This is a genomic window from Lysobacter soli, assembly GCF_009755585.1.
GTDB classification, from domain to species: domain Bacteria; phylum Pseudomonadota; class Gammaproteobacteria; order Xanthomonadales; family Xanthomonadaceae; genus Lysobacter_J; species Lysobacter_J soli.
Genome location: NZ_CP046603.1, coordinates 2002421 through 2027287, shown reverse-complemented (window position 1 = coordinate 2027287; position 24867 = coordinate 2002421). Strand labels below are relative to the sequence as shown.

Sequence of the window (24867 nt, the reverse complement as noted above, 5' to 3'; positions counted from 1 at the left end):
CTGTGCGGCGCTCCATCCCTCACGGCACACGCCGTGTATCTCCACGGAGTATTCGCAATGTCCACCTCCAACACCCGCAACACCGTCGGCCTGCTGGGCCTCGCCCTCGCCGGCCTGTCCCTCAGTGCGTCCGCGTTCGCCATCGAACCGCTCAGCCAGGGCTACATGCTCGCCGCCAGCAAGGCCACGGGCGAAGGCAAGTGCGGTGAGGGCAAGTGCGGCGCCAATGGTGCCAAGCCGGCCAAGGCCACCACCGCGTCGAAGGCCGCCGAGGGCAAGTGCGGTGAAGGCAAGTGCGGCGCTGATGGCGCCAAGCCGGCCAAGGCCACCACCGCATCGAAGACCGCCGAAGGCAAGTGCGGTGAAGGCAAGTGCGGCGACGCCTCGTTCGCCAGGACCGACAGCGACGACGACGGCTTCGTGTCGAAGGCCGAGTTCGTCGCCGTGGCGCCGACGCGCGCCGCGGACTTCGCGAAGCTCGATGTGTCCGGCGACGGCAAGGTCTCGGAAAAGGAAGCCTACGACTTCCTCAAGGCCACCTACGAGGCTAACGGCAAGCCGATGCCGGCCGGCCTGTTCTCGCACTTCGGCAAGTGATCGCACGACACGTCGTGTGACGCCCGGCGCTCCCTCGTCCCCTCCCCGCGGGGGAGCGCCTTCTACGTTCGGAAAACGACCATGCGCACCCTCGAATCGCAAACTTCCGCCGGCCTCGGGCTGCGTCGCGGCCTCATGCCGGAACTGCTGGCGATGGACGATGGCGCCGTGGATTTCCTCGAACTCGCGCCCGACAACTGGATCGGCGTGGGCGGCAGGTTCGGCGAGCAGCTGGGCCAACTCGCGACGCGATTCCCGATCAGCGCGCACGGTCTGTCGTTGTCGCTCGGCGGCGTCGCGCCGCTGGACATGGAGCTGCTGCGTCGCACGCGCGAACTCAACCAGCGCCTGGGCGTCGTGATGTACAGCGAGCACCTGAGCTACACCACCGACGACGGTCAGCTGTACGACCTCATGCCGATTCCGTTCACCGACGAAGCCGTCGCGCACGTCGCGGCGCGCATTCGCCAAGTGCAGGACGTGCTGGAGCGGCGCATCGCGGTGGAGAACGTCAGCTATTACGCCGCGCCCTACCAGGCGCTGACGGAGATCGATTTCATCAACGCCGTGCTGGCCGAAGCCGATTGCGACCTGCTGCTCGACGTCAACAACCTGTACGTCAACGCGATCAACCATGGCTACGACGCGGCGGATTTCCTCGCGCGCCTGCCGGCCGAACGCGTCGCGCAGTACCACGTCGCCGGCCATTACGACGAAGACATCGACCTGAAGGTCGACACGCACGGCGCACCGGTGAAGGACGACGTATGGACGTTGCTCGACGCCGCGTATCGCCGGTTCGGCGTGCGGCCGACGCTGCTGGAACGCGACTTCAACTTCCCGCCGCTGCACGAGCTGTTGCTCGAAACCAACCGCATCCGGACGATGCAGCTGGCGCATCTCGACCGCCAGCGTCTGCTGGAGCAAACCCGTGCTGCCTGAGACCACGCTACGCGAGCAGCAATTCGCGCTGGCGCGCCATATCCGCGATCCCGAAGGCAACCGGCCGCCGCCGGGCGTGCAGGATCGTCGCCTGAAGGTGTATCGCGAGCTCTTCTTCCACTCGATCGAAGGCCTGCTGGCGGGCGGCTTCCCGGTCATCCGGGAAACGCTGGGGACGTCGGCCTGGCTGCAACTTGTGCGTGCCTTCTACGCGGGCCATCGCAGCCGCACGCCGTTGTTCACGCAGATCGCCGGCGAGTTCGTCGCGTATCTCAATGGCCGGGCGGATGATGACGCGATCCCGCCGTGGCTGCCGGAACTGGCGCACTACGAATGGGTGGAACAGGCGTTGTTCGTGAGCGATGCGCCGTTGCCCAAGCACGATCCGGACGGCGATCTGCTCGATGGCGTGCCCGTGCTGTCGCCGCTCGCGGTTCCGCTGATCTATCGCTGGCCGGTCGCCGACATCGGTCCGCAGCATCGTCCCGACGCCGCGCCGGATACGCCGACGACATTGCTCGTGCATCGCGATGCGGAGCACCAGGTGCAATTCACGCACATCTCGCCGCTGGCGTACAGCCTGCTCGAATCGTTGTCAGACCACGCATGGACCGGGCGCGCGCATCTGACGGCGCTGGCCTCGCGTGTCGGCGTCGAGCCGGCCGCGCTGGAGGCGGATGGCCTGCGCATGTTGCGCGACCTTCGCGAGCGCGGCGTCGTGCCTGGAACCCGTATCGACCGGACGAACGGCAGCGGCAACGCGCCCTAGGCCGCTGCCCGCCGCGCATTGCGGCGAAGCACCTGCGGCGGTTGGCCGAACGCACGCAGGAAGGCGCGCCGCATGCGTTCGATGTCGGCGAAACCCGTTTCCACCGCGACCTCGCCCATCGAATGCCGGCCCTGCTCGATCATCACGCGCGCCGCTTCGACGCGCAGGTGTTCGACTGCCTTGGCCGGCGACTGGCCGGTCTCCGCACGGAAGGCGCGGCTGAACTGCCGCGGGCTCAGGTGCGCGGCGTCGGCGAGTTCCTCCACCGACAGCGCCGACTTCAGATGGCTGCGTGCGTAGTCCAGCGCGCTCTGCACGCGGTCGCTCTTCGCGTCCAGTTCGAGCAGCGCCGAATGCTGCGACTGCCCGCCACCGCGCCGGTGATAGACGACCAGCTTCTGCGCCACCGCGCGCGCGAGTGCCACGCCGAAGTCCTTTTCGATCATGCCTAGCGCCAGGTCGATGCCGGCGCTCATGCCGGCCGACGTCCACAGCGCGCCATCGATGATGAAGATGCGATCGTCCTCGACGACCGCGTCGGGGAATCGCGCCTGCAGGTCGCGCGCATGAAACCAGTGCGTGGTGACGCGCCTGCCGTCGAGCAGCCCCGCTTCGCCCAGGATGAAGGCACCCGTGCAGACCGACGCGATGCGGCGCACGGACTTGCCGGCCTTCCGGATCTGCCGGATGAGGTCGGGACTGGACGCGACCGGATGCAGCAGGCCGGTCACGATCAACGTGTCGACCTTCGCGCGCGCGAGCACGCGCGTTTCCAGCGGTATCCCGAGCGAATTGACGACCGGTCCGCCCTTCTCGGACAGGATGCGGATGTCGTACAGCGCTTCGCCCGCCGTCGTGTTGGCGAGTTCGAATGCCGATGCCGCCGCAAGGCCCATGATCTGGAAACCCGGCGGCGTGACGAATCCGATGGTGAGCATGGCGGCCTCGACGGGGCATGGCATGAAACGAGGTATATACGACATTTGAGCCATGGGCAAGGCGGCCTACATTTCCATTCGCCCGGCAGCCGCCGGTCCAACGGAAACCGCCATGAACACCCCCATTCACCAAGGCACCGCCCTCATTACCGGCGCGTCGTCCGGCATTGGCGCGATCTATGCCGAACGCCTCGCGCGCGCCGGCCACGACCTGATCCTCGTCGCGCGTCGCGGCGACGCGCTGCGCTCGCTCGCGCAGGACCTGACCACGCGCACCGGGCGCTCGGTCGAAACGCTCGTCGCCGACCTCACCCGTCCCGACGACCTCGCGCGCGTCGAATCCGTGCTGCGGACCGACGCCAGCATCACCCTGCTGGTCAACAATGCGGGCGTGGGCGCCACGGCCCCACTGCTCCAGTCCGATGTCGCCGACATGGACCGCATGATCTCGCTCAACGTGAGCGTCCCGATGCGCCTGGCCTACGCCGCCGCCCCTGCATTCGTCGCACGCGGCACGGGCACGATCGTCAACATCGCGTCCATCGTCGCGCTGCAGCCGGAACTGCTCAACGGCGTGTACGGCGGAAGCAAGGCGTTCGTGCTCGCGTTGTCGCAGTCGCTGCATCACGAACTGGCCGACAAGGGCGTGCGCGTGCAGGCCGTTCTGCCGGGCGCGACCGCGACCGGATTCTGGGCCGCTGCGGGAACGCCGATCGAACACCTGCCGCAGGAGATCGTCATGTCCGCCGACGACATGGTCGACGCCGCACTGGCCGGCCTGGCGATGGGCGAACTGGTGACGATCCCGGCGCTGCCGGACATCGCTCAGTGGAATGCGTTCGAAAGCGCGCGTACCGCGCTGCGGCCGGGCCTGTCGCGCACTTCGCCTGCGTCGCGTTACAGGACGGCGCAGGCCGCCTGACCGATGGCGGACGCCGACGCCCGAGCGCGTCGGCTTCCGCGGAAGCACCGCAATGAACGCCTCCGTCGCTGCCGCCCCGCCTTCGCACCCGATGCCGACGATCGGCCGCGCGGTACCGACGGCGCTGGCCGGCGCGTTCTTCGTCAACCTCGCGAACCAGTTCACGGCCACGAACCTCGCCGACATCCAGGGCAGCCTCGGCGCGTCAGCCGACGAGGCCTCGTGGATCGCGACGATCTACACGATGACGAGCTTCGTCGGCATCGTGCTTTCGCCGATCCTGCTGCGCACCTTCGGTCTGCGCCGCTATTTCGTCAATGCCGCGGCGGTGTTCGCGGCAACCGCGTGGATGGCGTTCGCCGCGACGTCGTTGCCGATGATGATCGTCGCGCGCGCATTGCAGGGCGTTGCGGGCGGCTCGTTCGGTCCTATCGCGTTCGTCGCGGTGTTCGCGTTGTGGAAGGGTCCGCGCGCAATGGGCGGTCTCGCGCTGCTCGCCGCCGCGCTGCTGTTGCCGGCCAACGCCGGCCCGATCGTGTCAGCGTTCGTCGAAGCGTCGTTCGGCTGGCGTGCGCTGTTCCTGCTGCAGGCCGTGCTCGCGGCTGCGTTGCTGTGCACGGGGCTCGCGTGGATGCCGGTCGCGCCGGTGAACCGCGACGCACTGAAGACGCACTGGCCGGCCGTGACGTTGCTCGGGATCGCGTTGGCCTCGCTGGTGCTCGTACTGAGCCGGGGGACGCGCCGCTTCTGGCTGGAGGACGACGTCATCGCCATCGCGACGAGCGTGAGCATCGGCGCCTGGGTTGGATTCGCCGTGCTCAACCGCTACGCCACGCCGCGCATCCTGGACACGAAGCTGCTGGCCGGACGCGACTTCGGGCTGCCGATCCTGCTCAATCTCGTCTTCCGCGCGAGCTTCGCGGTCACCGTGTACCTGATCCCGCTCCTGCTTGCGGTGACGCAGGGCTATCGGCCCGAGCAAACGGCGCAGGCACTGTGGTGGTGCGTGCTGCCGCAGCTCGCCGTGTTTCCGCTGGTGTGGCAGCTGCTCGCGCGCACGGACGGCAGACGCGTGGCGCTCGGCGGACTGCTGCTGTGCGCCATCGGCACGCTGCTCGCCGCGTCCTCGACCAACCTTGCCGCGGCCGAACAACTGCGCGCGAGCCTGATGCTGGTGGGCGTCGGGCAGATGATGTTCCTCGTCCCCACGCTGCTGTCCGGCGCGAGCACGCTCGGGCCCGCGGACGGCCCGACCGCCACCGTCGCGTTCAACGCGACCACGCTGGGAGGCACGACGCTCGGCACGGGGTTGATGTCGCACTTCGTCACCGAGCGCGAGAAGTTCCATTCCAGCGTGCTGGTCGAACAGGTGAGCTGGCTCGGCTCCGCGTCCTCGGATCGCCTTTCCTCGCTCGCCGGTGCGCTCGACGCACGATGGGGCGAACAGGATGCGAACGTCGCCCGCGCGATCGCGCAACTCGCGTCCGTCGTTCGCCGGGAAGCGTGGCTGCTGTCCATCGACGACGCCTTCCTCGTGATCGGCGCCGTGCTGCTGGTGTCCCTGTGCCTGGTCGCTTTCATGCGGCCGGCCGTCATCCGTCCCTCGCTTGCGGGAGAAACCCCATGAAATCCCGAACCGCCACCGTCATCGGCCTGCTCGTGGCCGTCGCCGCCACCGCTACCGCGGCCGCCGTGATGCGGCCCGGCAGCCTCGTCCAGTCGTGGGATCGCCATTACACCGACAACGCCTTCGTGCGCGGCGACATCACGCAGATCAGTCCCAAGGTGTCCGGCCACATCGCACGCGTGATCGTGAAGGACAACCAGTCGGTGAAGGCCGGCGACCTGCTGTTCCAGATCGACGATCGCGACTACCGCGCGCGTGCGGCGCAGGCGCGCGCCGTGCTGTCCGCGCGGCAGGCGGCGATCGGAAACCTCGACGCACAGCTTCGTCTCCAGCTCGCCGCGATCGAACAGGCGCAGGCGTCGGTGAGCGAGGCGTCCGCCGAGGCGGCTCGCAGCGATCGCGATTCCAATCGTGGTCGCGCACTGGCGAAGGACCAGCTGATCGCCGTCTCGCAGCTGGACCAGCTCGTGTCTGGCGCGCAGGTGGCCGCCACGCGCGTGGCGGAAATGCGCGCCGCCCTCGGCGCCGCACGCGAACGCATCGGCGTGCTCGAAAGCCAGCGCCCGCAGCTGCAGGCCGACATCCGCGCGGCCGAAGCGGCGGTGATGCTCGCCGATCTCGACGTCGAGAGCACATCGGTTCGCGCGCCGGTCGACGGTCGCGTGAGCGAGCGCATCGCGCGCGTCGGCCAGTACGTGCGTTCGGGCACGCCGCTGATCGCGCTGGTCGCGTCCGACGTGTGGGTCGTCGCGAACTTCAAGGAAACGCAGCTCGACGGCATGCAGCCAGGCGAGGACGTCGATGTCGTCGTCGACGCGATCCCGGGCGAGACCTTCCACGGCCGCATCGACAGCCTGTCGCCCGCCAGTGGTGCGCAGTTCGCGTTGTTGCCGCCCGACAACGCCACCGGCAACTTCACCCGCATCGCGCAGCGCGTGCCCGTGCGTGTGTCGCTCGTCGATGACGGCGCGGATATCGAACGCCTGCGCCCCGGCATGTCTGCAACGGTGCGCGTGCGCTGACGACACGCCGCGACTGCGCCGTGCATTCGCGCTGCAAGCGCATCCCCAAAAGTCGCTTCACGTACGTTGGTTTCGTGCACGTTGATGACGACGCGAATGCAAGCGAACGCAGCTTGTAAAGTGCGCGCAAGCGACGGCAACCGTTGTTCACGCGACAGACTTCGCCTTCACTTCCGGCTACCTAGCATCCGCTCGAACCGCACGAAAGTTCGCGTTTGCAGCAAGGAGCAGTCAGTGGAGACATCTTCGACGGCGGACTCATGGGTGCAGCGTTCGCTCACCATCCGCGCAACACCCGAACAGTTGCTGGAGCGCTGGAGTGATCCGGAAGTCCAGCGCGCCGTGCTGCACGATCGCGCCACGCTGGTGTCGGGCGATCGCCAGCAGATGGTGTGGTCCGTACGCACGCACGGCGATCGGCATGTCGACGTGCGTTCGCGACAGGTCGAGTGGAACGAAGGCCGCAGCGTCCGCTACCTGAGCGAAGGCGACCGCGACCTGCGCGTGGAGAGCGAACTGATCGTGACGCCGGGACCTGCGGATTGGGGCACGCAGGCGAGCCTTCGCGTTGGCTACTCGCTGCCCGGTGGCGTGGTGGCCGAAACGCTGGCGAAATGGCTGGGCTCGGCGCCCGAGCTGCTCGTGAGCACGGTGCTGCATCGCTTCAAGGCACTGCTCGAAACCGGTGAATTCCCGACGCTGGAGCGCAACCCTTCGGCCCGCGACAACGACGACAACCCCTGAGGCAACGCCATGCGCGCACTGTGCTGGAACGGAGTCAACGACCTGCGGGTGGAAACGGTGCCGGATCCGGTGCTGGTGAATCCGCGTGACGCGATCCTCAAGGTGAGGCTCACCACGACCTGCGGCTCGGACCTGCACTTCATCGACGGCTACCTGCCCACGATGCGGGAAGGCGACATCATCGGCCACGAGTTCATGGGCGAAGTGGTCGAGGTCGGTCCCGAGGTGCGACGCGTGAAGCGCGGCCAGCGCGTCGTCGTGCCCTCGTTCATTTCGTGCGGCAGTTGCTGGTTCTGCGATCGCAAGCAGTTCTCGCTCTGCGACAACACCAACCCGCACTGGGCGATGCAGGAGCCGCTGCTCGGCCAGGCGACGGCGGGCATCTACGGCTACACGCACGCCTTCGGCGGCTATGCGGGTTCGCACGCGACGTTCATCCGCGTGCCGCACGCGGACATCGGCTGCTTCGAGGTGCCCGAACAGGTGAGCGACGACGACGCGCTGTTCCTGTCCGATGCGGGCCCGACCGGCTTCATGGGCGCGGACTTCTGCGACATCTCGCCCGGCGACACGGTGGCCGTCTGGGGTTGTGGCGGCGTGGGCCTGATGGCGCAGCAGAGCGCGCGCGTCCTCGGCGCCGGGCGCGTGATCGGCATCGATCGCCTGCCCGAACGCCTGGCGATGGCGCGCGACATCGTGGGTTCGGAAATCATCGATTACAGCGCGGTGGACAGTGTTCCCGATACGCTGCGCGAGATGACCGGCGGTCGTGGCCCGGATGCGTGCATCGACGCGGTCGGGATGGAAGCGCATGGCGAGGGCCTGCTGCATGCGATGGATCGCGCGAAGCAGGCGCTGCATCTGGTCAGCGATCGCGGCCAGGCGCTGCGCGAGGCGATCCACGCCTGCCGCAAGGGCGGCGTGCTGTCGATCCTCGGCGTGTACGGCCTGATGGACAAGTTCCCGGTCGGCGTGATCATGAACAAGGGACTCACCGTGCGAACGGCGCAGCAGCACGGCCAGCGGTACGTGCCGCGCCTGCTTGAGTTGGCGGCCAACGGCGAGCTGTCCACGCGCTTCCTGATGACGCACCGCATGCCGCTGGAGGAATCCGTTCGCGGCTACGAGATGTTCAAGAAGAAGGAAGACGGCTGCGTGCGCGCGGCGTTCGTTCCGTGACTGGCAGGAAGCTTCAGTGCGCGCTCAGGCGGAGGACAGTCGCGTGCGCGAGTCCGCCGCAAGCGCCTTGCGGATGCGTGAAATCAGTTCCGGGAAGCGGAAGGGTTTGGCGATCAGGTCGAACTCTGCGGCTTCCGGCGCCAGTTCGCGGCCGGTGAAACCGCTCATCAGCAGGATGCGCGTGTAGGGGTAATGCTCGCGCGCGTGTCGCGCGAGCGCGATGCCATCCATTTCGCCCGGCATGACGACATCGCTCAGCATGACGTCGAACGGACCTTCGTCCTCCAGTCTCGCCAGCGCCTGCCTGGCGTCGCTGGCGGTCGTCACGTCCAGGCCCTCGTTGCGCAGCATGTCGCGCACGATGAAGACGAGGTCCTCGCGGTCGTCCACCATCAGCAGACGCAACGGACGGCGCGCGTCCTCCACCGCCCCGGCTTCGCGCGCGCTTCCGGTCTCGGCATGCACGGCTGGAAGCAGCAGCGTCACGCGTGTTCCCTTGTCCGGTTCGCTTTCGATCGTCAGCGTTCCGCCGGACTGACGCGCGAATCCATACGCGGTGGAAAGTCCCAGCCCGACGCCGCGCGATCCCTTCGTGCTGAAGAACGGATCGAGTGCGCGTTCCAGCGTGGCGGCGTCCATGCCGCGCCCGGTATCGGCCAGCTCGATGGAGAAGTACGCGCCCGGCTCGATCCGGTGCACCTGCGCCTGATTCGTCCCCACGTCGCGGCGGCCCGTCCGGACCAGCAGCCTGCGATCGGCGCGCCCTTCCATCGCTTCCTTCGCATTGATCGCGATGTTGACCAGGCAGGTTTCGGCGAGCACGCGATCGATGCAGCAGCTGCCTACCGTCGCCGACAGGTCGAACTCGACCTGGACCTCCTCGCCCAACGCATTGGTCAGGATCTCCCGCAGCGATTCGACGACCTCGTTCACCTGCGCGGTGGCCGTGGCGCCCGGCTTGCCTTTCGCGAACGTCTGCAACTGGCGGGTGAGCGCTTCGACGCGGGCGATCGCGGCGCGTCCGTTGTCGATCGGCGTCGCCATGCGCCCGGCGAGGCCGGCGCCGTGGTACTCGATCATGTCCAGCGTCGTGGTCATGACCTGGAGCATGTTGTTGAACTCGTGCGCGATGCCGCCGGTGAGCACGCCGAGCGCCTCCAGCCGCCTCACCTGTTGCAGACCCTGTTCGAGGGTGCGGCGCTGCGTCACGTCGCGCTGGTAGCCCAGCAGGTATTGCGGCTGCCCGTCCGCGCCGCTGATCGCATGGACGTGCAGCAGGTTCCAGAACTCGGAGCCGTCCTTGCGGTAATTGACCAGTTCGATGACCGCCGTCCTGCCTTCGCGGATCGCCTCGCGCAGTTCGGCGATCGCGTCCGGCGCCGTGTTGGCGCCCTGCAGGAAGCGGCAGTTGCGGCCGACGACTTCGTCCAGCGCATAGCCGGTGAGGTCCAGGAACGCCTGGTTCGCGTACAGAATCCGCTGGTCGTCGCCCACGGAGGTAACGATGATGCCGATGCGGCTTTGCTCGACGATCTGGGTGAGCAATCCCCGATCCGAAGTGACGGATTCCATCATGACTCGTGCGTGTGGAGCGGCTGCCTCCCTGAGCGGCGCAGTGTCAGGACGGCAGGTGAAGGCCGCGCGATGATGCGTCGGAGGGAATGCCGCCACGCCGGGTCGAGGAAGAGCGCCCGGCGCGGCAGCCGGCCCGCGCAGGGATGGGGCCGGACACCACGGTCGTGAGTGGTGCCGTCTGCAGGGTCGGCGCTGCCGAAGCCCGGCGCCAGCGAAGGTACGGCAGGTGCGGCTGCGTAGTTCTACTGGCGTCCGCCCAGTGCTGCGACGCAGGCGCGCGAGCTCGCCGATGCGGTTCCATCGTCGCGTTCCCGATCGGAGCACGGAGATGCGATACCTCGCCCTGTTGGCTGCGTTGTCGATGCCGGTCGTCGCATTCCTCACGATGCGCGGTGCGTTCGGGCCCGATACGGGCACCGTGTCGGACCGTTACCCCACCCTCCTGGCCGCGGCCGGCTACGCGTTCGGGATCTGGGGCCTGATCTTCCTGCTCGACATCGCCTACGGCGGCTGGCAATTGACCCGCGACCGGCGCCCGCGGCGCGAACGGATCGCGCCCTTCGCGACGGCCGGGTTCGTGTTGACGGCCGCGTGGATGCCGGTGTTCTCGATGGGCTGGTTCGTGGCGGCATGGGCCATCATCGTCGCCGCGCTCGCGTGCCTGCTGTACTGCGCGATCGCGCTCTCGCAGGTGCGCCGCGCGTGGCCGGGCCAGGCGGTATTCGCATGGTTGCCGTTGTCGCTCCACGCGGGCTGGCTTTCGCTCGCGGCGTTCCTTAACACCGCGCAGCTGATCGTCGCGCATGGTTGGCTTTCCACGGCCGTGCAGTTGCCGTGGAGCCTCGCGCTATTGGGCGGCGCCGCGGCGCTGCTGTTGCTGGCCAACCTGGCGATGCGCGGCAACATTCCGTACGTGGCGGCGGCGGTGTGGGGGCTGGTCGCGCTGTACGTGGAGCAGTCCGCCAGTCCGCTGGACGGCGCGCGCATCACGGCGATCGCGGCCCTCCTGCTCGCCCTGGTCCTGCTCGTCCAATGCACGTGGCTCCGGTGGACGCGCGACGTGCCGCCGCTGGGCGTGAAGGCGTGACGATGCAGCGCGGCCCGCTAGCGCCACTCGTCGTCGCGCTGGTTCGCCTGCGAAGCGACGCCGGCGACGCGGGCGATGACGCGCGTTCCACCCTGCAGGCCGCTGACCAGGCGCAACTCGCCGCCGATCTCGCGCGCCCGCTCGCGCATGCTGAGCAGGCCCAGTCCGCGCGGGACATCGTGCGGTTGATCGTCCAGGCCGATGCCGTCGTCGCCGATTTCCAGCTGGATGTCGGCGCCCATGCGCTGCAGGCGCACGGTGACCTCGCTGGCGCGGGCGTGCTTCTCGACATTCCGCAGCGATTCCTGCGCGATGCGGTACAGCGCGGTGGAGACATCGAGCGGAAGCTCGGGCAGCTCGTCGAGTTCCGCATGCACGCGCAGCGCAGCCGGCTGCGCTTCGCAGAGCGAACGCAGCGCCATCGTCAGGCCGGTGTAGCGCAGCAGGCTGGGGTGCAGCTCGTGCGAGAGACGACGCACGTCTTCGGACACGTCCGTCACCGCCGCCTGCAGTTCGCCGAGCAGCTCGCGTTCGGCCCCCTGCGCGTGCTGGCGGGCGATGCTCAGGCGGATCGCGATGGACGCGATGGACTGGTTGATGCCGTCGTGCAGGTCGCGCGCGATGCGGCTGCGTTCGTCCTCCTGGGCGCGCATCAGCTGCACCGTCATCGACTGCAGGCGCTGGTGCGCGTGCTGCAGCGCCTGCGTGCGCGTGGCGCGCTGCTCGACGACCACGGTCATGTACAGCAGCGCGACGGTCAGCGACACGGTCCACAGCTGCACGGCGATGGTAGTGGTGGCCAGGTCGTCGCGAATGAAGGGCCCCACGCCGGCGACGCTGAAATGCATCGCGAGCAGGCCGACGGCGAGCATCGCCAGCGAGGCGCCGACCGCGCGGAAGCTCACCATCGCCCAGATCAGGAACGGCACCGGCGCGACCACCAGCGCCGGCTGCAGTCGCTGCATCGGCAGGTGCCACGTCCACAGCACGCACAGGATCACCAGCAGTCCCGCGCCGACGGCGATGCTGGTGCCGCTGGTGTCCAGCGGTACCGCGTTGCGCCGGCGCATCGCCGTCCACACGACGGCCGGTACGAGCATCAGGTTGCCCAGGCTCTGCGCGAGCGTGACGTTCGGCCAGTCGGACAGGTACGGCTCCAGTACGGTGCCGCGGATGGAAAAGGCGATCCACGCGGCGCTGAGCATCGGCAGCGCGAGCCCGCCCAGCACGACGAAGGCGGTGAGCAGGCGGAAGTCCTCCAGCGGCGATTGCAGCCGGCTGCGCAGCGATTCCAGCGCGATGGCCGCCGCCGGCGTGAGCACGAGCGACCCCAGCATCGCGACCGTGACCGCGAGCGGCGGAACGCCGAGCACGCCGAACGCCGCCGCCTCGCCGATGGCCGTACCGAGCAGGCACGCCCACCAGTGCCGGCGTGGCTGCAACAGCAGCGCGCCGAGCAGGACCGCGCCCGGGAACCACACCATGTGGCTGCGCGGGTTCGGCATCCAGAGCAGCATCGACGCCCACTGCGAGCACGCCACCGACACCGTCACGATGCCGGCGACGGCGAGCGGATGGCCGGTCGCGCGTCGCGTGTTCATGACCATCTCCTGCAGCTGCCTTGTCCGTCGGTGGAGTACCCTCGCCACGGAATCCTCCTCCGCCCGATGCCACTTCCACGATGATGCCCGAGATGCCCGCCGATCGACCACGCGTCGTGCTCGCCGACGACCACCGCCTGGTGGCCGAAGGCCTCCAGCGCCTGCTGGAAGACGAGTGCGAACTGGTGGCGTGCGTGTCCAGCGGCACCGCGCTGCTCGATGCCGTGCACCAGTACGCGCCCGACCTCGTGGTCACCGACCTGAGCATGCCCGACCGCAACGGCCTGAGCGTCATGCGCGAGCTGCGCGCGGCCGGCGTGCAGGTGCCCTTCGTGTTCCTCACGATGCACGCCGAGCCCACGCTCGCCGAACAGGCGCTGCGTGCCGGCGCCTCGGCCTACGTGCTCAAGAGCTCCGCCGGCGAGGAACTGCTCCGCGCCATCCACGTGGTGCGCAGCGGCCGCACCTACATCACCCCGACGCTGGGCGCGCGCGTGATCGCCGCGCCCGGTCGCGGCCAGAAGCAGGAGCTCACCGACAAGCAGATGCAGGTGCTGCAACTGGTGTCGGCGGGCCTGCGTTCGAAGCAGATCGCCGCCGAACTGGGCGTGTCCGTTCGCACCGTGGAATCGCACAAGTACGCGATCATGCAGGCGCTGGACGTGCACAGCACGCTGGAGCTGGTGCGCAAGGCCGATGAATACGGCCTCACGCCCGGGCTCCGCACGACGCCCCCGGTTCCCTAGAAATCCCACCGCAACGCCAGCGTCACCGGAACGGATACCCGCCGGCCCGTGTCGTTGATGCGGGACAGGCCGAGCGGCCCGATCGCGCTGTCGTCACCTTCCAGGTCGTCGACGTAACGCACGCCGGTTTCGGCGATGAAGCTCGCACGCTCGGACAGCGGGATGTTCACGCCCACGTCGAAGCCGGCGCTGAGCGCCCACTTCTTCTCGTAGAACGGCGCGTTGGGGATGAGGATGTCGGCGGCGGGGATCTCGAACGTCGCGTCGATGTCGTCCGTCTCCGTGCCGCCAAGGCGCGCGGCCACGTACGGACGGGCGAAGCCGGGATCCATGAAGTACCAGCGCACGCCGACTTCGGCGCTCCACGCCTGGTAGGACGAGAACCGTCCGTACACCGGCAGCGCGACGTCGAGCGCGGGCACGTAGGCCTCGCCGACCTGCACGCTTCCCGCCGACGCGTGGGTCTCGCGCAGTTCGCCGAAGAGTTCCATGCGGTCGCTCATGCCCCATGCCATGCCCAGGCCGTAGGTGCTGGCGACGTCGTAGATGCGCTCGTGCGTGCGCGAACCGATGCGCAACTGCGCGTCGACGCCGGCCAGCGCCGGGTTGAGCGGGCCGAGATCGGGCACGTCGACGGTCGCGCCGTCGTGCACGTCGCCGCTGATGGGGATATCGCCGCCGCCGAGCAGGGTCAACGAGAAGCGGCCGGGTTCGGGGCCGGCGGCCTGCGCCGAGCCGCAGGCCAGGCACGCGCTCGCCAGTATCGTCATCGCTTTCATGAGCATCTCCATGCAGGGAATGGTCGTGGGCACGATGCGGCCGCATGGAGGCGCAGCCGCGCCACTTCGACGTTAGCGCCGCCGCCGTCGCATGCCTTCGGTACAACTACGCAACTTCGCGCGGCCGGCACCGGTACTTCCCGAAAGGACCACGGCCTACGCAAATCTACGGATGTGGCCGCCGGACGCCGCATGCCATAAAGCGTCCCGGATCCTTCGTTGCGACCCAATGCCCGCTCCCGCTTCCCAGAACCCGCGCGTCCACGCGCTCGCCTCGATCCGCCGATGGTTCGACGCCGGTCCCACCGACACGCCCGACACCATCGACGCGGGCGACAGGCTTGACCTCGTGCGCGTGGTGCCCTTCGTCGCGATGCACCTAGCCTGCCTCGGCGTGTTCTGGGTGGGCGTGTCCGCCACGGCGGTCGCGGTCGCGGCGGTGCTGTACGCGGTGCGGATGTTCGCGATCACCGCCTTCTACCATCGCTATTTCTCGCATCGCACGTTCCGCGCCTCGCGTCCGGTGCAGTTCGCCTTCGCGCTGATCGGCGCCTCCTGCGTGCAGCGCGGGCCGCTGTGGTGGGCGGCGCACCATCGGCACCACCACGCGAATGCCGATTCGCCGGAAGACCTCCATTCGCCCGGCGTGCACGGGTTCTGGCGCAGCCACGTCGGCTGGTTCCTCACGCGTCGTGCGTTCGCCACCGACCTGTCGCGCGTGCCGGACCTCGCGCGTTACCCGGAACTGCGCTGGCTCGACCGGTACGACATCGCCGTTCCGGTCGCGCTCGCCGTCGCGTTGTACGGGCTGGGCGCCTTGTTGCAGCACGTCGCGCCCGCCCTGGGCACCAGCGGCATGCAGCTGGTCGTGTGGGGCTTCTTCGTGTCCACCATCGTGCTGTTCCACGTGACGGTCACGATCAATTCGCTGGCGCACCGCTTCGGCAGCCGTCGTTTCGACACGCGCGACGACAGCCGCAACAACGCCCTGCTCGCGCTGCTGACCTTCGGCGAGGGCTGGCACAACAACCATCACTTCTTCCCGGGAACGGCGCGCCAAGGGTTTCGCTGGTGGGAGATCGACCTGACCTGGTACGGGCTGAAGCTGCTTTCGTCGGTCGGATTGGTGCGCGACCTCAAGCCCGTGCCGGCGTGGGTCTGGGCGCGGGCGAGGCACTGACATGCGCATCGCGATCATCGGCTCGGGCATTTCCGGACTCGGTGCGGCGTGGCTGCTGTCGCGCGAACACGAGGTCGTGCTGTTCGAGGCGAACGACTACCTCGGCGGCCATACCCACACGCACCAGGTGGACGTGGACGGCGTCGCGCTCGACGTCGACACCGGCTTCATCGTGCACAACCCCGACCACTATCCGCTGCTCACGCGGCTGTTCCGCGAACTCGGCGTGCCCACGCAGGACACGACGATGAGCTTCTCGGTGCACAACGAACGCACCGGGCTGGAGTACAACGCGACCTCGCTCGACCGCCTGTTCTGCCAGCGTCGCAACCTGCTGTCGCCGCGCTTCCTGCGCATGCTGGCCGACCTGGTGCGCTTCTATCGCATCGCGCCGCGGCTGCTCGCCGGCGACGAGCCCGGCCCGACGCTGGGCGATTACCTACACGCGCAGGGCTTCGGCGACGCGTTCCGCGACGATCACCTTGTCCCCATGGCCTCGGCGTTGTGGTCCGCGCCCGCCGGGCAGATCCTGCACTTTCCCGCGCGGCATCTGGTGCAGTTCATGGCGAACCACCAGATGCTGCAGCTCACGGGGCGATCGCAGTGGAAGGTCGTGCGCGGCGGTTCGTGGCGCTACGTGGAAGCGCTTCGGCAACGATGGTCGGCATCCGTCCGACTCGCCACGCCGGTGCAGGCCGTGCGACGACTGGAGAACGGCGTGGTACTGACCACCGCCGAGGGAGACGAGACCTTCGACCAGGTCGTGCTCGCCTGCCACAGCGACCAGGCGCTTTCGCTGCTGTCCGATGCGGACGACCGCGAACGCGACGTGCTCGGGGCGATCGCCTACCAGCCCAACGACGTCGTGCTCCACACCGATCCACGCCTGCTTCCGCGCAACCGCAAGGCGTGGGCGGCCTGGAACGCCCACATCGACGCCGACGACGCGCAGGCGTGCACCGTCAGCTACTGCATGAACCTGCTGCAGGGGTTGCCGGTCTCGACGCCCGTGGTGGTGACGCTCAATCGCGGCGATGCGATCGACCCGCGCCACGTCCTCAAGCGCGTGCGCTATGACCATCCGGTGTTCACGCGCGAAGCCGTCGCGGCGCAGGCGCGCCGGCATGAAATACAGGGGAGCCGCGGCACCTGGTTCGCAGGGGCGTACTGGGGCTGGGGCTTCCACGAGGACGGACTGCGCAGCGCCGTCGAGGTCGCCCGATCGATCGGCGTCGCATGGCCGGACGTCGCACCGGAAGCGCGCGCAATCGATGACGCGGCGCCCGGAACCCTCGCGTGGGGCCGCGCATGAGCGACGGCGGCGAACGCTTGCGGCCACGCAGCAGCGCACTGTACGAAGGCACGGTGCGGCACCGCCGCTTCGCGCCGCGTCGGCACGCGTTCGACTACCGGATGGCGCAGCTGTTCCTGGACCTGGATGAAGTGGAGACGATCCTCGACGCGCATCCGCTCTGGTCCACGCACGGCCGAAATCTCGGCGAGTTCCGCCGCAGCGACTACCTGGGGCCGACGGACGTGTCCCTCGCGCAGGCCGTGCGACAACGCATCACGGCGGCCACTGGCGCACGACCCATCGGACCGATCCGCCTGCTCACGCACGCGCGCTACTTCGGGCACGTGTTCAACCCGGTGAGCTTCTACTACTGCTACGGGCCCGACCACCGCACGCTGGAACACGTGGTGGCCGAGATCACCAACACGCCATGGGGCGAACGCCACGCCTACGTGTTGCCTGTCGCGGACGCCGAACCACGCGGACGCGCACTGCACTGGCAGTTCGACAAGACCTTCCACGTCTCGCCGTTCATGGCGATGCAGCGCCGCTACGCGTGGTCCTTTACGGCGCCCGGCGACACGCTGCACGTGCACATGAACGTGTGCGAGGGCGACACGCGCGAGTTCGACGCGACGCTGTCGCTCGAACGCCATCCGCTCGATGCGGCTGCGCTGTCGCGCGTGCTGTGGCGATATCCCGCGATGACCCTGCAGGTCATCGGCGCCATCCACTGGCAGGCGCTGAAGCTGTGGCTAAAGCGCACGCCTGTCCACCCCCATCCCGCCAAGGGCACGGCACCATGAGCGACACCGCGCAGCAAACCCTTTCCCTGCCCGACGTCGGCATCGTCGACCGGATCCTGCGCGATCGCGTGGTCTCGCAGCTGCGCGCGTTGCGCTCCGGCGCCGTCACGCTGCGCGATCCATGGGGATCGGCCGCGCTCGGCGAGTGCGCCGGTCGCGCGCCGTCGCCGACGTTGCGCGTGAACGACGCGCGCTTCTATCGCGCGGTCGCGCTCGGCGGCAGCGTTGGCGCCGCCGAGGCCTACATGGACGGTGCCTGGGCGTGCGACGACCTGGTCGGCCTGGTGCGGCTGCTCGTACGCAATCGCGACCTGCTGGACGACGTGGAACGCGGCCCGGCACGCGTGGCCGGCTGGGCGTTCCGTGCAGCCCACGCGCTGCGCAGGAACACCGCGTCGGGCGCGCGCCGCAACGTCGCGGCGCATTATGACCTCGGCAACACGTTCTTCCGCCTGTTCCTGTCCGACGACCTGATGTACTCGTCGGCGCTGTTCGAACGCGAAGACGACACGCTGGAAGTCGCATCCACTCGGAAGCTCCAAGCGATCTGCCGCAAGCTCGACCTGCGCGACGGCGAGCGCGTGCTCGAAATCGGCACCGGCTGGGGCGGCTTCGCGTTGCACGCCGCGCGCGAACATGGATGCCATGTCACCACGACGACGCTCTCGCGCGAGCAATACGAACTCGCGTGCCAGCGCGTCGCCGAAGCCGGGCTGCAGGATCGCGTCACCGTCCTGATGCGCGATTTCCGCGAGCTCGATGGCACCTACGACAAGCTCGCCTCCATCGAAATGGTGGAGGCGATTGGGCCGGAGAACCTGCGGCGCTATTTCGCGTGCATCGGCGAGCGGCTTGCCGACCACGGCCTGGCGCTCGTGCAGGCCATCACCATCGAGGACCACCGCTACGAGCAGGCGGTGCGCTCGGTGGATTTCATCAAGCGCCACGTGTTCCCGGGCTCGTTCATTCCGTCCATCGCGGCGATGATGTCGGCGAAGACCGCGGCCAGCGATCTCGCGTTGCTGCACCTTGAAGACATGGGCCTGTCGTATGCGCGGACGTTGCAGACGTGGCGCGAACGCTTCCTGGACCGCCTGCCGGAGGTGCGGGCGCTCGGGTTCGACGAGCGCTTCATCCGCATGTGGGAGTTCTACCTCGCCTATTGCGAAGGCGGCTTTCGCGAGCGTTCGATCGGTGTCGCGCAGATGCTCTTCGCGCGCCCCGGCTACCGGCCTCACGCGCAGGCGACTGGGACAGCGGAGGCGTGATGCACGCGTTCGCGAACTTCGCCGGTTTCCAGATCGCGTGGTGGGCCTGCGTGCTCGGCGCTGCCCACGGCGCGTCGTGGATCGGCGTCGTCGCGTGCGTGGCGTTTGTCGCGCTGCAGTGGTTCGCATCGGCGCGACGTCGCGCTGACGGGTGGCTGGTCGGCTGCGCCGTTCTGACGGGCCTCGTGTTCGACGGGCTGCTCGCGCAACTGGGCTGGATCGACTATCGCGGCAGTATCGCCGCGCTTCCCGCGCCGGCGTGGATCCTCGCGCTCTGGGCTGCGTTTGCGATGACGATCAACCACTCGCTCGCGTGGTTGCGTCCGACCATGGCGATCGTGCTCGGTGCCGTGGGCGGACCGCTGGCCTATGTCGGTGCGCAGCGGCTGGGCGCCATCGAGCTGGTCGCCTCCGTGCACGCGACGATCGCGCTGGCCATCGGCTGGGCGATTGCGACCTGCGCGCTCACGCTCGTCGCGCGACATGCGCGTGGTGGCGCGGTGTCCCGACCACTCGCGATGGGTGGCTCGCGATGAGCACGGGCGCTTCGCTGCTGCTGGTGTGGGCGCTCGCGGCGGCGGCGCAGACGCTGGCGTGGTGGTGGCAGCAACGGCATCGCAACGCGGGGCTAGTCGACGTCGTGTGGGCAGGCGGCGTCGCAGGCGCGGCGGTGCTGCTCGCGGCGCTGGGAGACGGCGCCACGATGCCGCGCCTGCTGCTCGCGCTGCTCGGCGGACTCTGGGGGCTTCGCCTCGCGTGGCACCTCTGGCGTCGCGTGCGCGGCGAGCATGAGGATGGCCGCTACGCCGCCTTGCGCGAGAGCTGGGGCGATGCGCCGTTGCGATGGTTCGCGCTGTTCCAGGCACAGGCGCTGCTGGTGGTGCTGTTCGCGCTGCCCTTCGCGGCGGTGGCAAGCAATCGGACGGAATCCCCCGGGCTGCTGTGGGCGGCTGTGGCGGTGTGGATCGTGTCCGTCGTCGGCGAGACCATCGCCGACGCGCAGCTCGCCCGCTTCCGCTCGCAGCCGGAAAACCGCGGGCGAACCATGCGCGCCGGCCTGTGGCGCTACAGCCGGCATCCCAACTACTTCTTCGAGTGGCTGCACTGGTTCGCCTACGTGCTGCTCGCCGTGGGCTCGCCGATCGCGTGGCTGGCGTGGTCCGGCCCGCTGACGATGTACGTGTTCCTGCGCTGGCTCAGCGGCGTTCCGCATACCGAACGCCAGGCGCTGCGCACGCGCGGCGACGATTACCGCCGTTACCAGCGATCCACCCCGATGCTGTTCCCCTGGTTCCCGAAGGAAGACCGATGAGCACCGTGATGCATGCGATCCCCGATTTGCCCGCGCCCGGCCTGCTGGGCATGGCCGAACGCGGTCTCCTGCCCGATGCCGTGGTCCGTCTGGGCATCCGCCGTTTGTGCGCGCAGCGCCTGTCCAACGAGCGCATGGGCGGCATCCAGATGCAGTCGCAACGCATGACGCAGCGGCTGTCGGATCTGCGCCACAGCCCGCTCGCACTGCACACCGATGCGGCCAACCGCCAGCATTACGAACTGCCTGCCGCGTTCTTCAAGGACTGCCTCGGCGCACGGCTGAAGTATTCGTGCTGCTACTACCCCAGCGGCCGCGAAACGCTCGACGAAGCCGAAGAGGCCATGCTCGAGCTGTACGCCGAGCGCGCGCGACTGGCCGACGGCCTGGACATCCTCGAACTCGGCTGCGGTTGGGGCTCGCTCACGCTGTGGATGGCGCAGCGCTACCGGCATTCGCGCATCACCGCCGTGTCGAATTCGCACGGGCAGCGCGAGCACATCCTCGCGCGATGCCGCGAGCTGGGTCTGAACAACGTCCGCGTCATCACCTGCGACGTCAACCGGCTCGAACTCGACCACACCGCGTTCGACCGCTGCGTCTCGGTGGAGATGTTCGAGCACATGCGCAATTACGACATCCTCATGCGTCGCATCGCGCGGTGGCTGCGTCCCGGCGGCAGCCTGTTCGTGCACATCTTCTGCCACCGCACCCTGCTCTACCCGTTCGAGGTCGACGGCGAGGACGACTGGATGGGCCGCCACTTCTTCACCGGCGGCCTCATGCCCGCTGCCGACACGCTGCTGCATTTCCAGCAGGCGTTGCGGCTGGACGAGCGCTGGATGATGAGTGGCGAACACTACGAGCGCACGGCCAACCACTGGCTCGCCAACCACGATGCACGACGCGATGCGGTGATGGGCCATCTGCGCCAGGCGTACGGCGATGCCGCCGCCCTGTGGAACCAGCGCTGGCGCATGTTCTGGATGGCGTGCGCGGAGCTGTTCGGGTATCGCCGTGGTGAGGAATGGCAGGTAGCCCACTACCGTTTCGTGCGGGAGGACTGACATGAAGCTTCCATCCGCGCTCATCGCCGGCGTGCTCGCACTGTGCGGCTGCGCTCACACGGCGCCGACCGTGCCCAAGGTCGCGGAGGTCGATATCCCGCGCTTCATGGGCGACTGGTACGTCATCGCGCACATCCCTTCGTTCCCCGAGCGCGAGGCCTACAACGCCATCGAGTCGTACTCGTTGCGCGAGGACGGCCGCATACAGACGCTTTTCCGCTACCGGCGCGGAAGCTTCGACGCGCCGGTGCGCACGATGGAACCGGTCGGCACCGTGCGTGCGGGCACGGGCAATGCGGTGTGGGGGATGCAGTTCGTCTGGCCGATCCAGGCCGAGTACGTGATCTCGCATCTCGATCCCGACTACACGCTCACCATCGTCGCCCGCAGCAAGCGCGATTACGCCTGGATCATGGCGCGCACGCCGACGATCTCCGACGCGGCGTACGCCGATGCCGTGCAGCGCCTGCGCGACATGGGTTACCGCATCGACGAGCTGCGCAAGGTGCCGCAACGCTGGCCGGAGACCGCCAGCGGGAGCGCACCCTGATCCTGCGTACAACTACCGAGCCCGGTTGCGTGCTTGTCCGCTGGCGGCGCGGTGCACGCGGGAAGAAGCTGGGATCACCGCGTGCACACACGCGGCTCCCCTACGGATGAGGAAGATTCCATGCGCACTCCAGCGCTCATCGGCGGCGTGTCGGAGTTCACCGCCGGCATTCCCATCGGCACGGCGCACGTGAACACCTGGTTCCATGAGCCGGACCGGTAAAGCTGGCGGGCCGTCCCCCGGCGGGCACGCACGGCCGTTCGCGAGGGCGGGCGGTACGTGCGTGCTCGCCTTCCTGCTTTTCGCCAGCAGCCACGCCGAGGGAAACACGCTCGAACGGACGACGGGCCGCGCCACGGACCTGCGCACCGGGCGCCTGCTGTACGAAGAGCAGCACTGGATTCGCACTGTTGGCAAGGAACGAAGTCGGCTGGTCGTGTACCGGTGTCCCGATGGACGCCCGTTCGCGCGCAAGCGCGTGATCGATACCGCACTGCCGGGCGCACCGGATTTCGAGTTCGACGATGCCCGCGACGGCTATCGCGAAGGGGTCGCGGGCGGATCGGCCGCGCGTCGTGCGTACTGGCGTGCATCGGCGTCCGCGCCCGTGCGCGAGCGGACGGTGGCGGTCGACGCCGACACGGTGATCGACGCCGGTTTCGACGCGTGGGTCCGTGCGCGCTGGAACCTGCTCGCAAGCGGCTCGACTGCGCGCGTGCAGTTCGTCGTGCCCAGCCGCGATGCACGCATACCCATCCGCGTGCAGCGCGTGGATGCGCCGTCGGCCGATCTCGTGCGTTTCCGGCTGAGCCTCGACAGCTGGCTGGATTTCGTCGCGCCGAGCATGCAGGTCACTTACGACGCGAGCACGCGTCGCCTTCGCACCTTCGAGGGCCTCGGCACGATACGCGGATCGAACGGTTCACCGATGAAGGTGCGCATCGACTTCCCGCCGGCACCGCAACGCGTCGATGCGTCAGCGAGCGCCTACGAGCAGGCATTGCAGGTGCCGTTGACGAACCAATGCCGGTGAGGCGGATCGCCTCACCGGCGGGCTTGCGGCGCGCGTCCGCCGCCGTTGCGTTGCGCGGTGGCGCGGCTTTGCACGAACTCCGGAAAGACGTCGGCAAGCGCTTCGGTGTCCGGCAGGATGTAGAAGACACCGCCACGCTCGAATGTCGGGCGGATGATCCCTTCGTAGAACTCGGGCTGCACGTTGATGCAGCCATGGGTGACGCGATTGTCGTCTGGCGAGGGCGATGCGAGGCGTTCGGGACGCTTCTCGGCCGGCACGCCGGTTGCCGTCGGGTGCATCGAGACCGCCGAATCGTAATCCACCCAGAGGACGCGCCCGGCGTCGGTGGATGGGCCATACCCGCCCACGAAGCGACCCGCAGGGGTCGTGCGATCACGCCCCGGAATTTCGCGAAGTGCGAGACCGGCGACGCCCGGGGCCGAATGATCGCCGACGGCGGAACCGAACAGGCCGGGGGCCGCGCCGCGAAGACGGCCGTCGCCGCCGAACACCAGGATCTGGGCCGCGGCCTTGTCCATGATCGCGAACGGATAGCCCTGGTTGTCGCCGCTGGCGACAACCCAGCCCGCGAGTTCGGTCATCGTGTCGGACACTTCCTGGCCGGGCGGCAACAGGTCGACCGCGGTGACCGGCTGCGCGGCAGGGTCCTCGGCGCGGGCCAGACCGGGGCTAGCGAATGCCAGCGCGAGCGCCAGCACGCCGCAAGCGGCGCGGACTGCGGGATACATGGAGGTATTGATGGGACGATTCCTCGGGACGAATACCCGGTCGACAAAAGCGCCCGGTGGCCAATATTGGCCACCGGGTCTCACGTTCAACGCATTCGTCGACCGTTACGCAAGTACGATCAACCGCGCGGCTTGCGGGCCGGCGCGGCTTCGAGCTGCTGGACGCGACCTTCCAGCGTGTCCAGGCGCTGGTTGGCTTGCTGCGCGGACTGATTGGCGGATTCGGCGCTCTGGGCTGCGCTCTGCACCTTTGCGTCGAGGGAGTCGAGACGAGAGTTGATCGTCGCGAATTCCTCCTTGTAGGTGGCGCAGCCGCCAAGGCCCAGGGCGGCGACGATCGCCACGCCGAGCGTACGCGCCATCACCGTGTTTTTCTTGGTCAGAAACATTCGAATTCTCCTTCGCCTCGGATGTCGGAAACATCACGGCCTTCGATGCAGCCATGACCCGCTTCAGCTTGATTCGCAATACGTGGATGGATTGTGAAGATGAGGCGACGTTTTGACGGGCCCGTTGAGGCGCGGTAAAGGAAGAATCCGAGTCAGGTTCCCTTGCGCGCCCTCTCATCCGGGAATGCGGGCGATGACCTTTATCTCGAAGTCGAAACCTGCGAGCCAGTTCACGCCGACCGCCGTCCAGTTGGGGTAAGGCGCCTGCGGGAACACCTCGTTCTTCACGGCAAGCACCGTATCGAACTGGCGCTGCGGGTCGGTGTGGAAGCTCGTCACGTCGACGATGTCGTCGAGTCCGCATCCGGCGGCCTTCAGTGTCGCCTGCAGATTTGCGAATGCCAGCCGCACCTGCGCTTCGAAGTCCGGCTCGGGCGAACCGTCGTCGCGGCTTCCGACCTGGCCGGAGACGAACAGCAGGTCGCCCGACCTGATCGCCGCGGAATACGCATGTTTCGTGTACAGCTCGTGCCGACCTTCGGGGAATACAGCATCGCGGGGGGCCATGGGGATCTCCTGTGCGGTGTGCGTGGTGGACGACGCAGCGTCGTCCGGCGTGCCGACCACTCTAGGTACCGGCCGTTTCCCGATAAACACGCCGATTGCGCGATCACTGTTTGTAGAATCCAAACAATCCCCGGCCCGTTGG

26 protein-coding genes are annotated in these 24867 nt (G+C 68.4%); 19 read left to right on the top strand and 7 right to left on the bottom strand.

Annotated elements, in window-relative coordinates:
* The first annotated feature begins 57 nt into the window (after positions 1-57).
* From GOY17_RS18920 to GOY17_RS09155, 3 genes are all read left to right on the top strand, one after another.
* Entirely contained in the window at positions 58-597 is a 540-nt protein-coding gene (locus tag GOY17_RS18920) for an HvfA family oxazolone/thioamide-modified RiPP metallophore (RefSeq protein WP_157030147.1), read from the top strand.
* Between the two features lie 81 nt (positions 598-678).
* Entirely contained in the window at positions 679-1539 is an 861-nt protein-coding gene (locus tag GOY17_RS09160; RefSeq protein WP_157030146.1) for an HvfB family MNIO-type RiPP peptide maturase, read from the top strand.
* Entirely contained in the window at positions 1529-2308 is a 780-nt protein-coding gene (locus tag GOY17_RS09155) for an HvfC family RiPP maturation protein (protein WP_232338571.1), read from the top strand. Before GOY17_RS09160 ends, GOY17_RS09155 begins: the two co-directional genes overlap by 11 nt.
* On the opposite strand, the gene GOY17_RS09150 is transcribed toward GOY17_RS09155, so the two are convergent.
* Positions 2305-3246 (bottom strand): GlxA family transcriptional regulator, encoded by a 942-nt coding sequence (locus GOY17_RS09150; RefSeq protein ID WP_157030145.1) that lies wholly within the window; start codon positions 3244-3246, stop codon positions 2305-2307. The two genes, GOY17_RS09155 and GOY17_RS09150, sit on opposite strands and share 4 nt — an antisense overlap.
* Before the next feature lie 112 nt (positions 3247-3358).
* Between GOY17_RS09150 and GOY17_RS09145 the strand changes: the two genes are divergently transcribed.
* From GOY17_RS09145 to GOY17_RS09125, 5 genes are all read left to right on the top strand, one after another.
* Positions 3359-4168, top strand: a complete 810-nt coding sequence (locus GOY17_RS09145) for an SDR family NAD(P)-dependent oxidoreductase (RefSeq protein WP_157030144.1) — start codon at positions 3359-3361, stop codon at positions 4166-4168.
* 52 nt (positions 4169-4220) lie between these two features.
* Positions 4221-5795 (top strand): MFS transporter, encoded by a 1575-nt coding sequence (locus tag GOY17_RS09140; protein WP_198173883.1) that lies wholly within the window; start codon positions 4221-4223, stop codon positions 5793-5795.
* Positions 5792-6817 carry an HlyD family secretion protein gene (locus tag GOY17_RS09135; protein WP_198173882.1) on the top strand — a complete coding sequence of 342 codons (1026 nt, stop codon included), beginning with the start codon at positions 5792-5794 and terminating at the stop codon, positions 6815-6817. Before GOY17_RS09140 ends, GOY17_RS09135 begins: the two co-directional genes overlap by 4 nt.
* A 234-nt stretch (positions 6818-7051) precedes the next feature.
* Positions 7052-7561: an SRPBCC family protein gene (locus GOY17_RS09130; RefSeq protein WP_198173881.1), complete on the top strand. Its 510-nt coding sequence runs from the start codon at positions 7052-7054 to the stop codon at positions 7559-7561.
* A 9-nt stretch (positions 7562-7570) separates the two neighbouring features.
* A complete protein-coding gene (locus tag GOY17_RS09125; RefSeq protein WP_157030140.1) occupies positions 7571-8740 on the top strand; it encodes a zinc-dependent alcohol dehydrogenase in 1170 nt (389 codons plus the stop codon).
* Between the two features lie 24 nt (positions 8741-8764).
* Here the strand turns inward: GOY17_RS09125 and GOY17_RS09120 are convergent, their stop codons facing one another.
* Positions 8765-10285 (bottom strand): PAS domain-containing protein, encoded by a 1521-nt coding sequence (locus tag GOY17_RS09120; RefSeq protein ID WP_198173880.1) that lies wholly within the window; start codon positions 10283-10285, stop codon positions 8765-8767.
* A gap of 358 nt (positions 10286-10643) precedes the next feature.
* On the opposite strand from GOY17_RS09120, the gene GOY17_RS09115 reads away from it, so the two are divergent.
* Complete coding sequence (locus tag GOY17_RS09115; RefSeq protein ID WP_157030138.1) at positions 10644-11402, top strand: TspO-related membrane protein; 759 nt, start codon at positions 10644-10646, stop codon at positions 11400-11402.
* Between the two features lie 17 nt (positions 11403-11419).
* Here the strand turns inward: GOY17_RS09115 and GOY17_RS09110 are convergent, their stop codons facing one another.
* A complete protein-coding gene (locus GOY17_RS09110; protein WP_198173879.1) occupies positions 11420-13003 on the bottom strand; it encodes a sensor histidine kinase in 1584 nt (527 codons plus the stop codon).
* Between the two features lie 92 nt (positions 13004-13095).
* Here GOY17_RS09110 and GOY17_RS09105 point away from each other — a divergent pair, with 92 nt between their 5' ends.
* On the top strand, positions 13096-13749 hold the full coding sequence (locus GOY17_RS09105; RefSeq protein WP_157030136.1) for a response regulator: 654 nt from the start codon (positions 13096-13098) through the stop codon (positions 13747-13749).
* On the opposite strand, the gene GOY17_RS09100 is transcribed toward GOY17_RS09105, so the two are convergent.
* Positions 13746-14528 (bottom strand): hypothetical protein, encoded by a 783-nt coding sequence (locus GOY17_RS09100; protein ID WP_157030135.1) that lies wholly within the window; start codon positions 14526-14528, stop codon positions 13746-13748. The two genes, GOY17_RS09105 and GOY17_RS09100, sit on opposite strands and share 4 nt — an antisense overlap.
* Before the next feature lie 229 nt (positions 14529-14757).
* Between GOY17_RS09100 and GOY17_RS09095 the strand changes: the two genes are divergently transcribed.
* The 9 genes from GOY17_RS09095 to GOY17_RS09055 all read left to right on the top strand — a co-directional run bounded on the left by GOY17_RS09095 (position 14758) and on the right by GOY17_RS09055 (position 23038).
* Positions 14758-15708, top strand: a complete 951-nt coding sequence (locus GOY17_RS09095; RefSeq protein ID WP_157030134.1) for an acyl-CoA desaturase — start codon at positions 14758-14760, stop codon at positions 15706-15708.
* A gap of 1 nt (position 15709) precedes the next feature.
* On the top strand, positions 15710-17020 hold the full coding sequence (locus GOY17_RS09090; RefSeq protein ID WP_157030133.1) for an NAD(P)/FAD-dependent oxidoreductase: 1311 nt from the start codon (positions 15710-15712) through the stop codon (positions 17018-17020).
* Entirely contained in the window at positions 17017-17808 is a 792-nt protein-coding gene (locus GOY17_RS09085; RefSeq protein WP_157030132.1) for a DUF1365 domain-containing protein, read from the top strand. Before GOY17_RS09090 ends, GOY17_RS09085 begins: the two co-directional genes overlap by 4 nt.
* Positions 17805-19076, top strand: a complete 1272-nt coding sequence (locus GOY17_RS09080) for an SAM-dependent methyltransferase (RefSeq protein ID WP_157030131.1) — start codon at positions 17805-17807, stop codon at positions 19074-19076. The genes GOY17_RS09085 and GOY17_RS09080 overlap by 4 nt, the downstream gene beginning before the upstream one ends.
* Entirely contained in the window at positions 19076-19612 is a 537-nt protein-coding gene (locus tag GOY17_RS09075) for a DUF2878 domain-containing protein (RefSeq protein ID WP_157030130.1), read from the top strand. Before GOY17_RS09080 ends, GOY17_RS09075 begins: the two co-directional genes overlap by 1 nt.
* Positions 19609-20388 (top strand): DUF1295 domain-containing protein, encoded by a 780-nt coding sequence (locus tag GOY17_RS09070; protein ID WP_157030129.1) that lies wholly within the window; start codon positions 19609-19611, stop codon positions 20386-20388. The genes GOY17_RS09075 and GOY17_RS09070 overlap by 4 nt, the downstream gene beginning before the upstream one ends.
* Before the next feature lie 8 nt (positions 20389-20396).
* Positions 20397-21455: an SAM-dependent methyltransferase gene (locus GOY17_RS09065; protein ID WP_157031666.1), complete on the top strand. Its 1059-nt coding sequence runs from the start codon at positions 20397-20399 to the stop codon at positions 21453-21455.
* Between the two features lies 1 nt (position 21456).
* On the top strand, positions 21457-22005 hold the full coding sequence (locus GOY17_RS09060; protein ID WP_157030128.1) for a lipocalin family protein: 549 nt from the start codon (positions 21457-21459) through the stop codon (positions 22003-22005).
* 283 nt (positions 22006-22288) lie between these two features.
* The gene (locus GOY17_RS09055; protein WP_157030127.1) at positions 22289-23038 is read left to right on the top strand and encodes a hypothetical protein; all 750 of its coding nucleotides are present in this window, start codon (positions 22289-22291) and stop codon (positions 23036-23038) included.
* An 11-nt stretch (positions 23039-23049) separates the two neighbouring features.
* On the opposite strand, the gene GOY17_RS09050 is transcribed toward GOY17_RS09055, so the two are convergent.
* The 3 genes from GOY17_RS09050 to GOY17_RS09040 all read right to left on the bottom strand — a co-directional run bounded on the left by GOY17_RS09050 (position 23050) and on the right by GOY17_RS09040 (position 24725).
* Positions 23050-23769 carry a hypothetical protein gene (locus GOY17_RS09050; RefSeq protein WP_157031665.1) on the bottom strand — a complete coding sequence of 240 codons (720 nt, stop codon included), beginning with the start codon at positions 23767-23769 and terminating at the stop codon, positions 23050-23052.
* Positions 23770-23888: 119 nt separating this feature from the next.
* Entirely contained in the window at positions 23889-24158 is a 270-nt protein-coding gene (locus GOY17_RS09045; protein ID WP_157030126.1) for a hypothetical protein, read from the bottom strand.
* 174 nt (positions 24159-24332) lie between these two features.
* Complete coding sequence (locus GOY17_RS09040; protein ID WP_157030125.1) at positions 24333-24725, bottom strand: RidA family protein; 393 nt, start codon at positions 24723-24725, stop codon at positions 24333-24335.
* Positions 24726-24867: the final 142 nt, after the last annotated feature.

Coding starts and splice junctions, on each gene's coding strand:
- GOY17_RS18920 (WP_157030147.1), top strand. CDS start 58: ATGTCCACCTCCAACACCCGCAACACCGTCGGCCTGCTGGGCCTCGCC.
- GOY17_RS09160 (WP_157030146.1), top strand. CDS start 679: ATGCGCACCCTCGAATCGCAAACTTCCGCCGGCCTCGGGCTGCGTCGC.
- GOY17_RS09150 (WP_157030145.1), bottom strand. CDS start 3,246: ATGCTCACCATCGGATTCGTCACGCCGCCGGGTTTCCAGATCATGGGC.
- GOY17_RS09145 (WP_157030144.1), top strand. CDS start 3,359: ATGAACACCCCCATTCACCAAGGCACCGCCCTCATTACCGGCGCGTCG.
- GOY17_RS09140 (WP_198173883.1), top strand. CDS start 4,221: ATGAACGCCTCCGTCGCTGCCGCCCCGCCTTCGCACCCGATGCCGACG.
- GOY17_RS09135 (WP_198173882.1), top strand. CDS start 5,792: ATGAAATCCCGAACCGCCACCGTCATCGGCCTGCTCGTGGCCGTCGCC.
- GOY17_RS09125 (WP_157030140.1), top strand. CDS start 7,571: ATGCGCGCACTGTGCTGGAACGGAGTCAACGACCTGCGGGTGGAAACG.
- GOY17_RS09115 (WP_157030138.1), top strand. CDS start 10,644: ATGCGATACCTCGCCCTGTTGGCTGCGTTGTCGATGCCGGTCGTCGCA.
- GOY17_RS09110 (WP_198173879.1), bottom strand. CDS start 13,003: ATGAACACGCGACGCGCGACCGGCCATCCGCTCGCCGTCGCCGGCATC.
- GOY17_RS09105 (WP_157030136.1), top strand. CDS start 13,096: ATGCCCGCCGATCGACCACGCGTCGTGCTCGCCGACGACCACCGCCTG.
- GOY17_RS09100 (WP_157030135.1), bottom strand. CDS start 14,528: ATGAAAGCGATGACGATACTGGCGAGCGCGTGCCTGGCCTGCGGCTCG.
- GOY17_RS09095 (WP_157030134.1), top strand. CDS start 14,758: ATGCCCGCTCCCGCTTCCCAGAACCCGCGCGTCCACGCGCTCGCCTCG.
- GOY17_RS09090 (WP_157030133.1), top strand. CDS start 15,710: ATGCGCATCGCGATCATCGGCTCGGGCATTTCCGGACTCGGTGCGGCG.
- GOY17_RS09085 (WP_157030132.1), top strand. CDS start 17,017: ATGAGCGACGGCGGCGAACGCTTGCGGCCACGCAGCAGCGCACTGTAC.
- GOY17_RS09080 (WP_157030131.1), top strand. CDS start 17,805: ATGAGCGACACCGCGCAGCAAACCCTTTCCCTGCCCGACGTCGGCATC.
- GOY17_RS09075 (WP_157030130.1), top strand. CDS start 19,076: ATGCACGCGTTCGCGAACTTCGCCGGTTTCCAGATCGCGTGGTGGGCC.
- GOY17_RS09070 (WP_157030129.1), top strand. CDS start 19,609: ATGAGCACGGGCGCTTCGCTGCTGCTGGTGTGGGCGCTCGCGGCGGCG.
- GOY17_RS09065 (WP_157031666.1), top strand. CDS start 20,397: ATGCATGCGATCCCCGATTTGCCCGCGCCCGGCCTGCTGGGCATGGCC.
- GOY17_RS09060 (WP_157030128.1), top strand. CDS start 21,457: ATGAAGCTTCCATCCGCGCTCATCGCCGGCGTGCTCGCACTGTGCGGC.
- GOY17_RS09050 (WP_157031665.1), bottom strand. CDS start 23,769: ATGTATCCCGCAGTCCGCGCCGCTTGCGGCGTGCTGGCGCTCGCGCTG.
- GOY17_RS09045 (WP_157030126.1), bottom strand. CDS start 24,158: ATGTTTCTGACCAAGAAAAACACGGTGATGGCGCGTACGCTCGGCGTG.
- GOY17_RS09040 (WP_157030125.1), bottom strand. CDS start 24,725: ATGGCCCCCCGCGATGCTGTATTCCCCGAAGGTCGGCACGAGCTGTAC.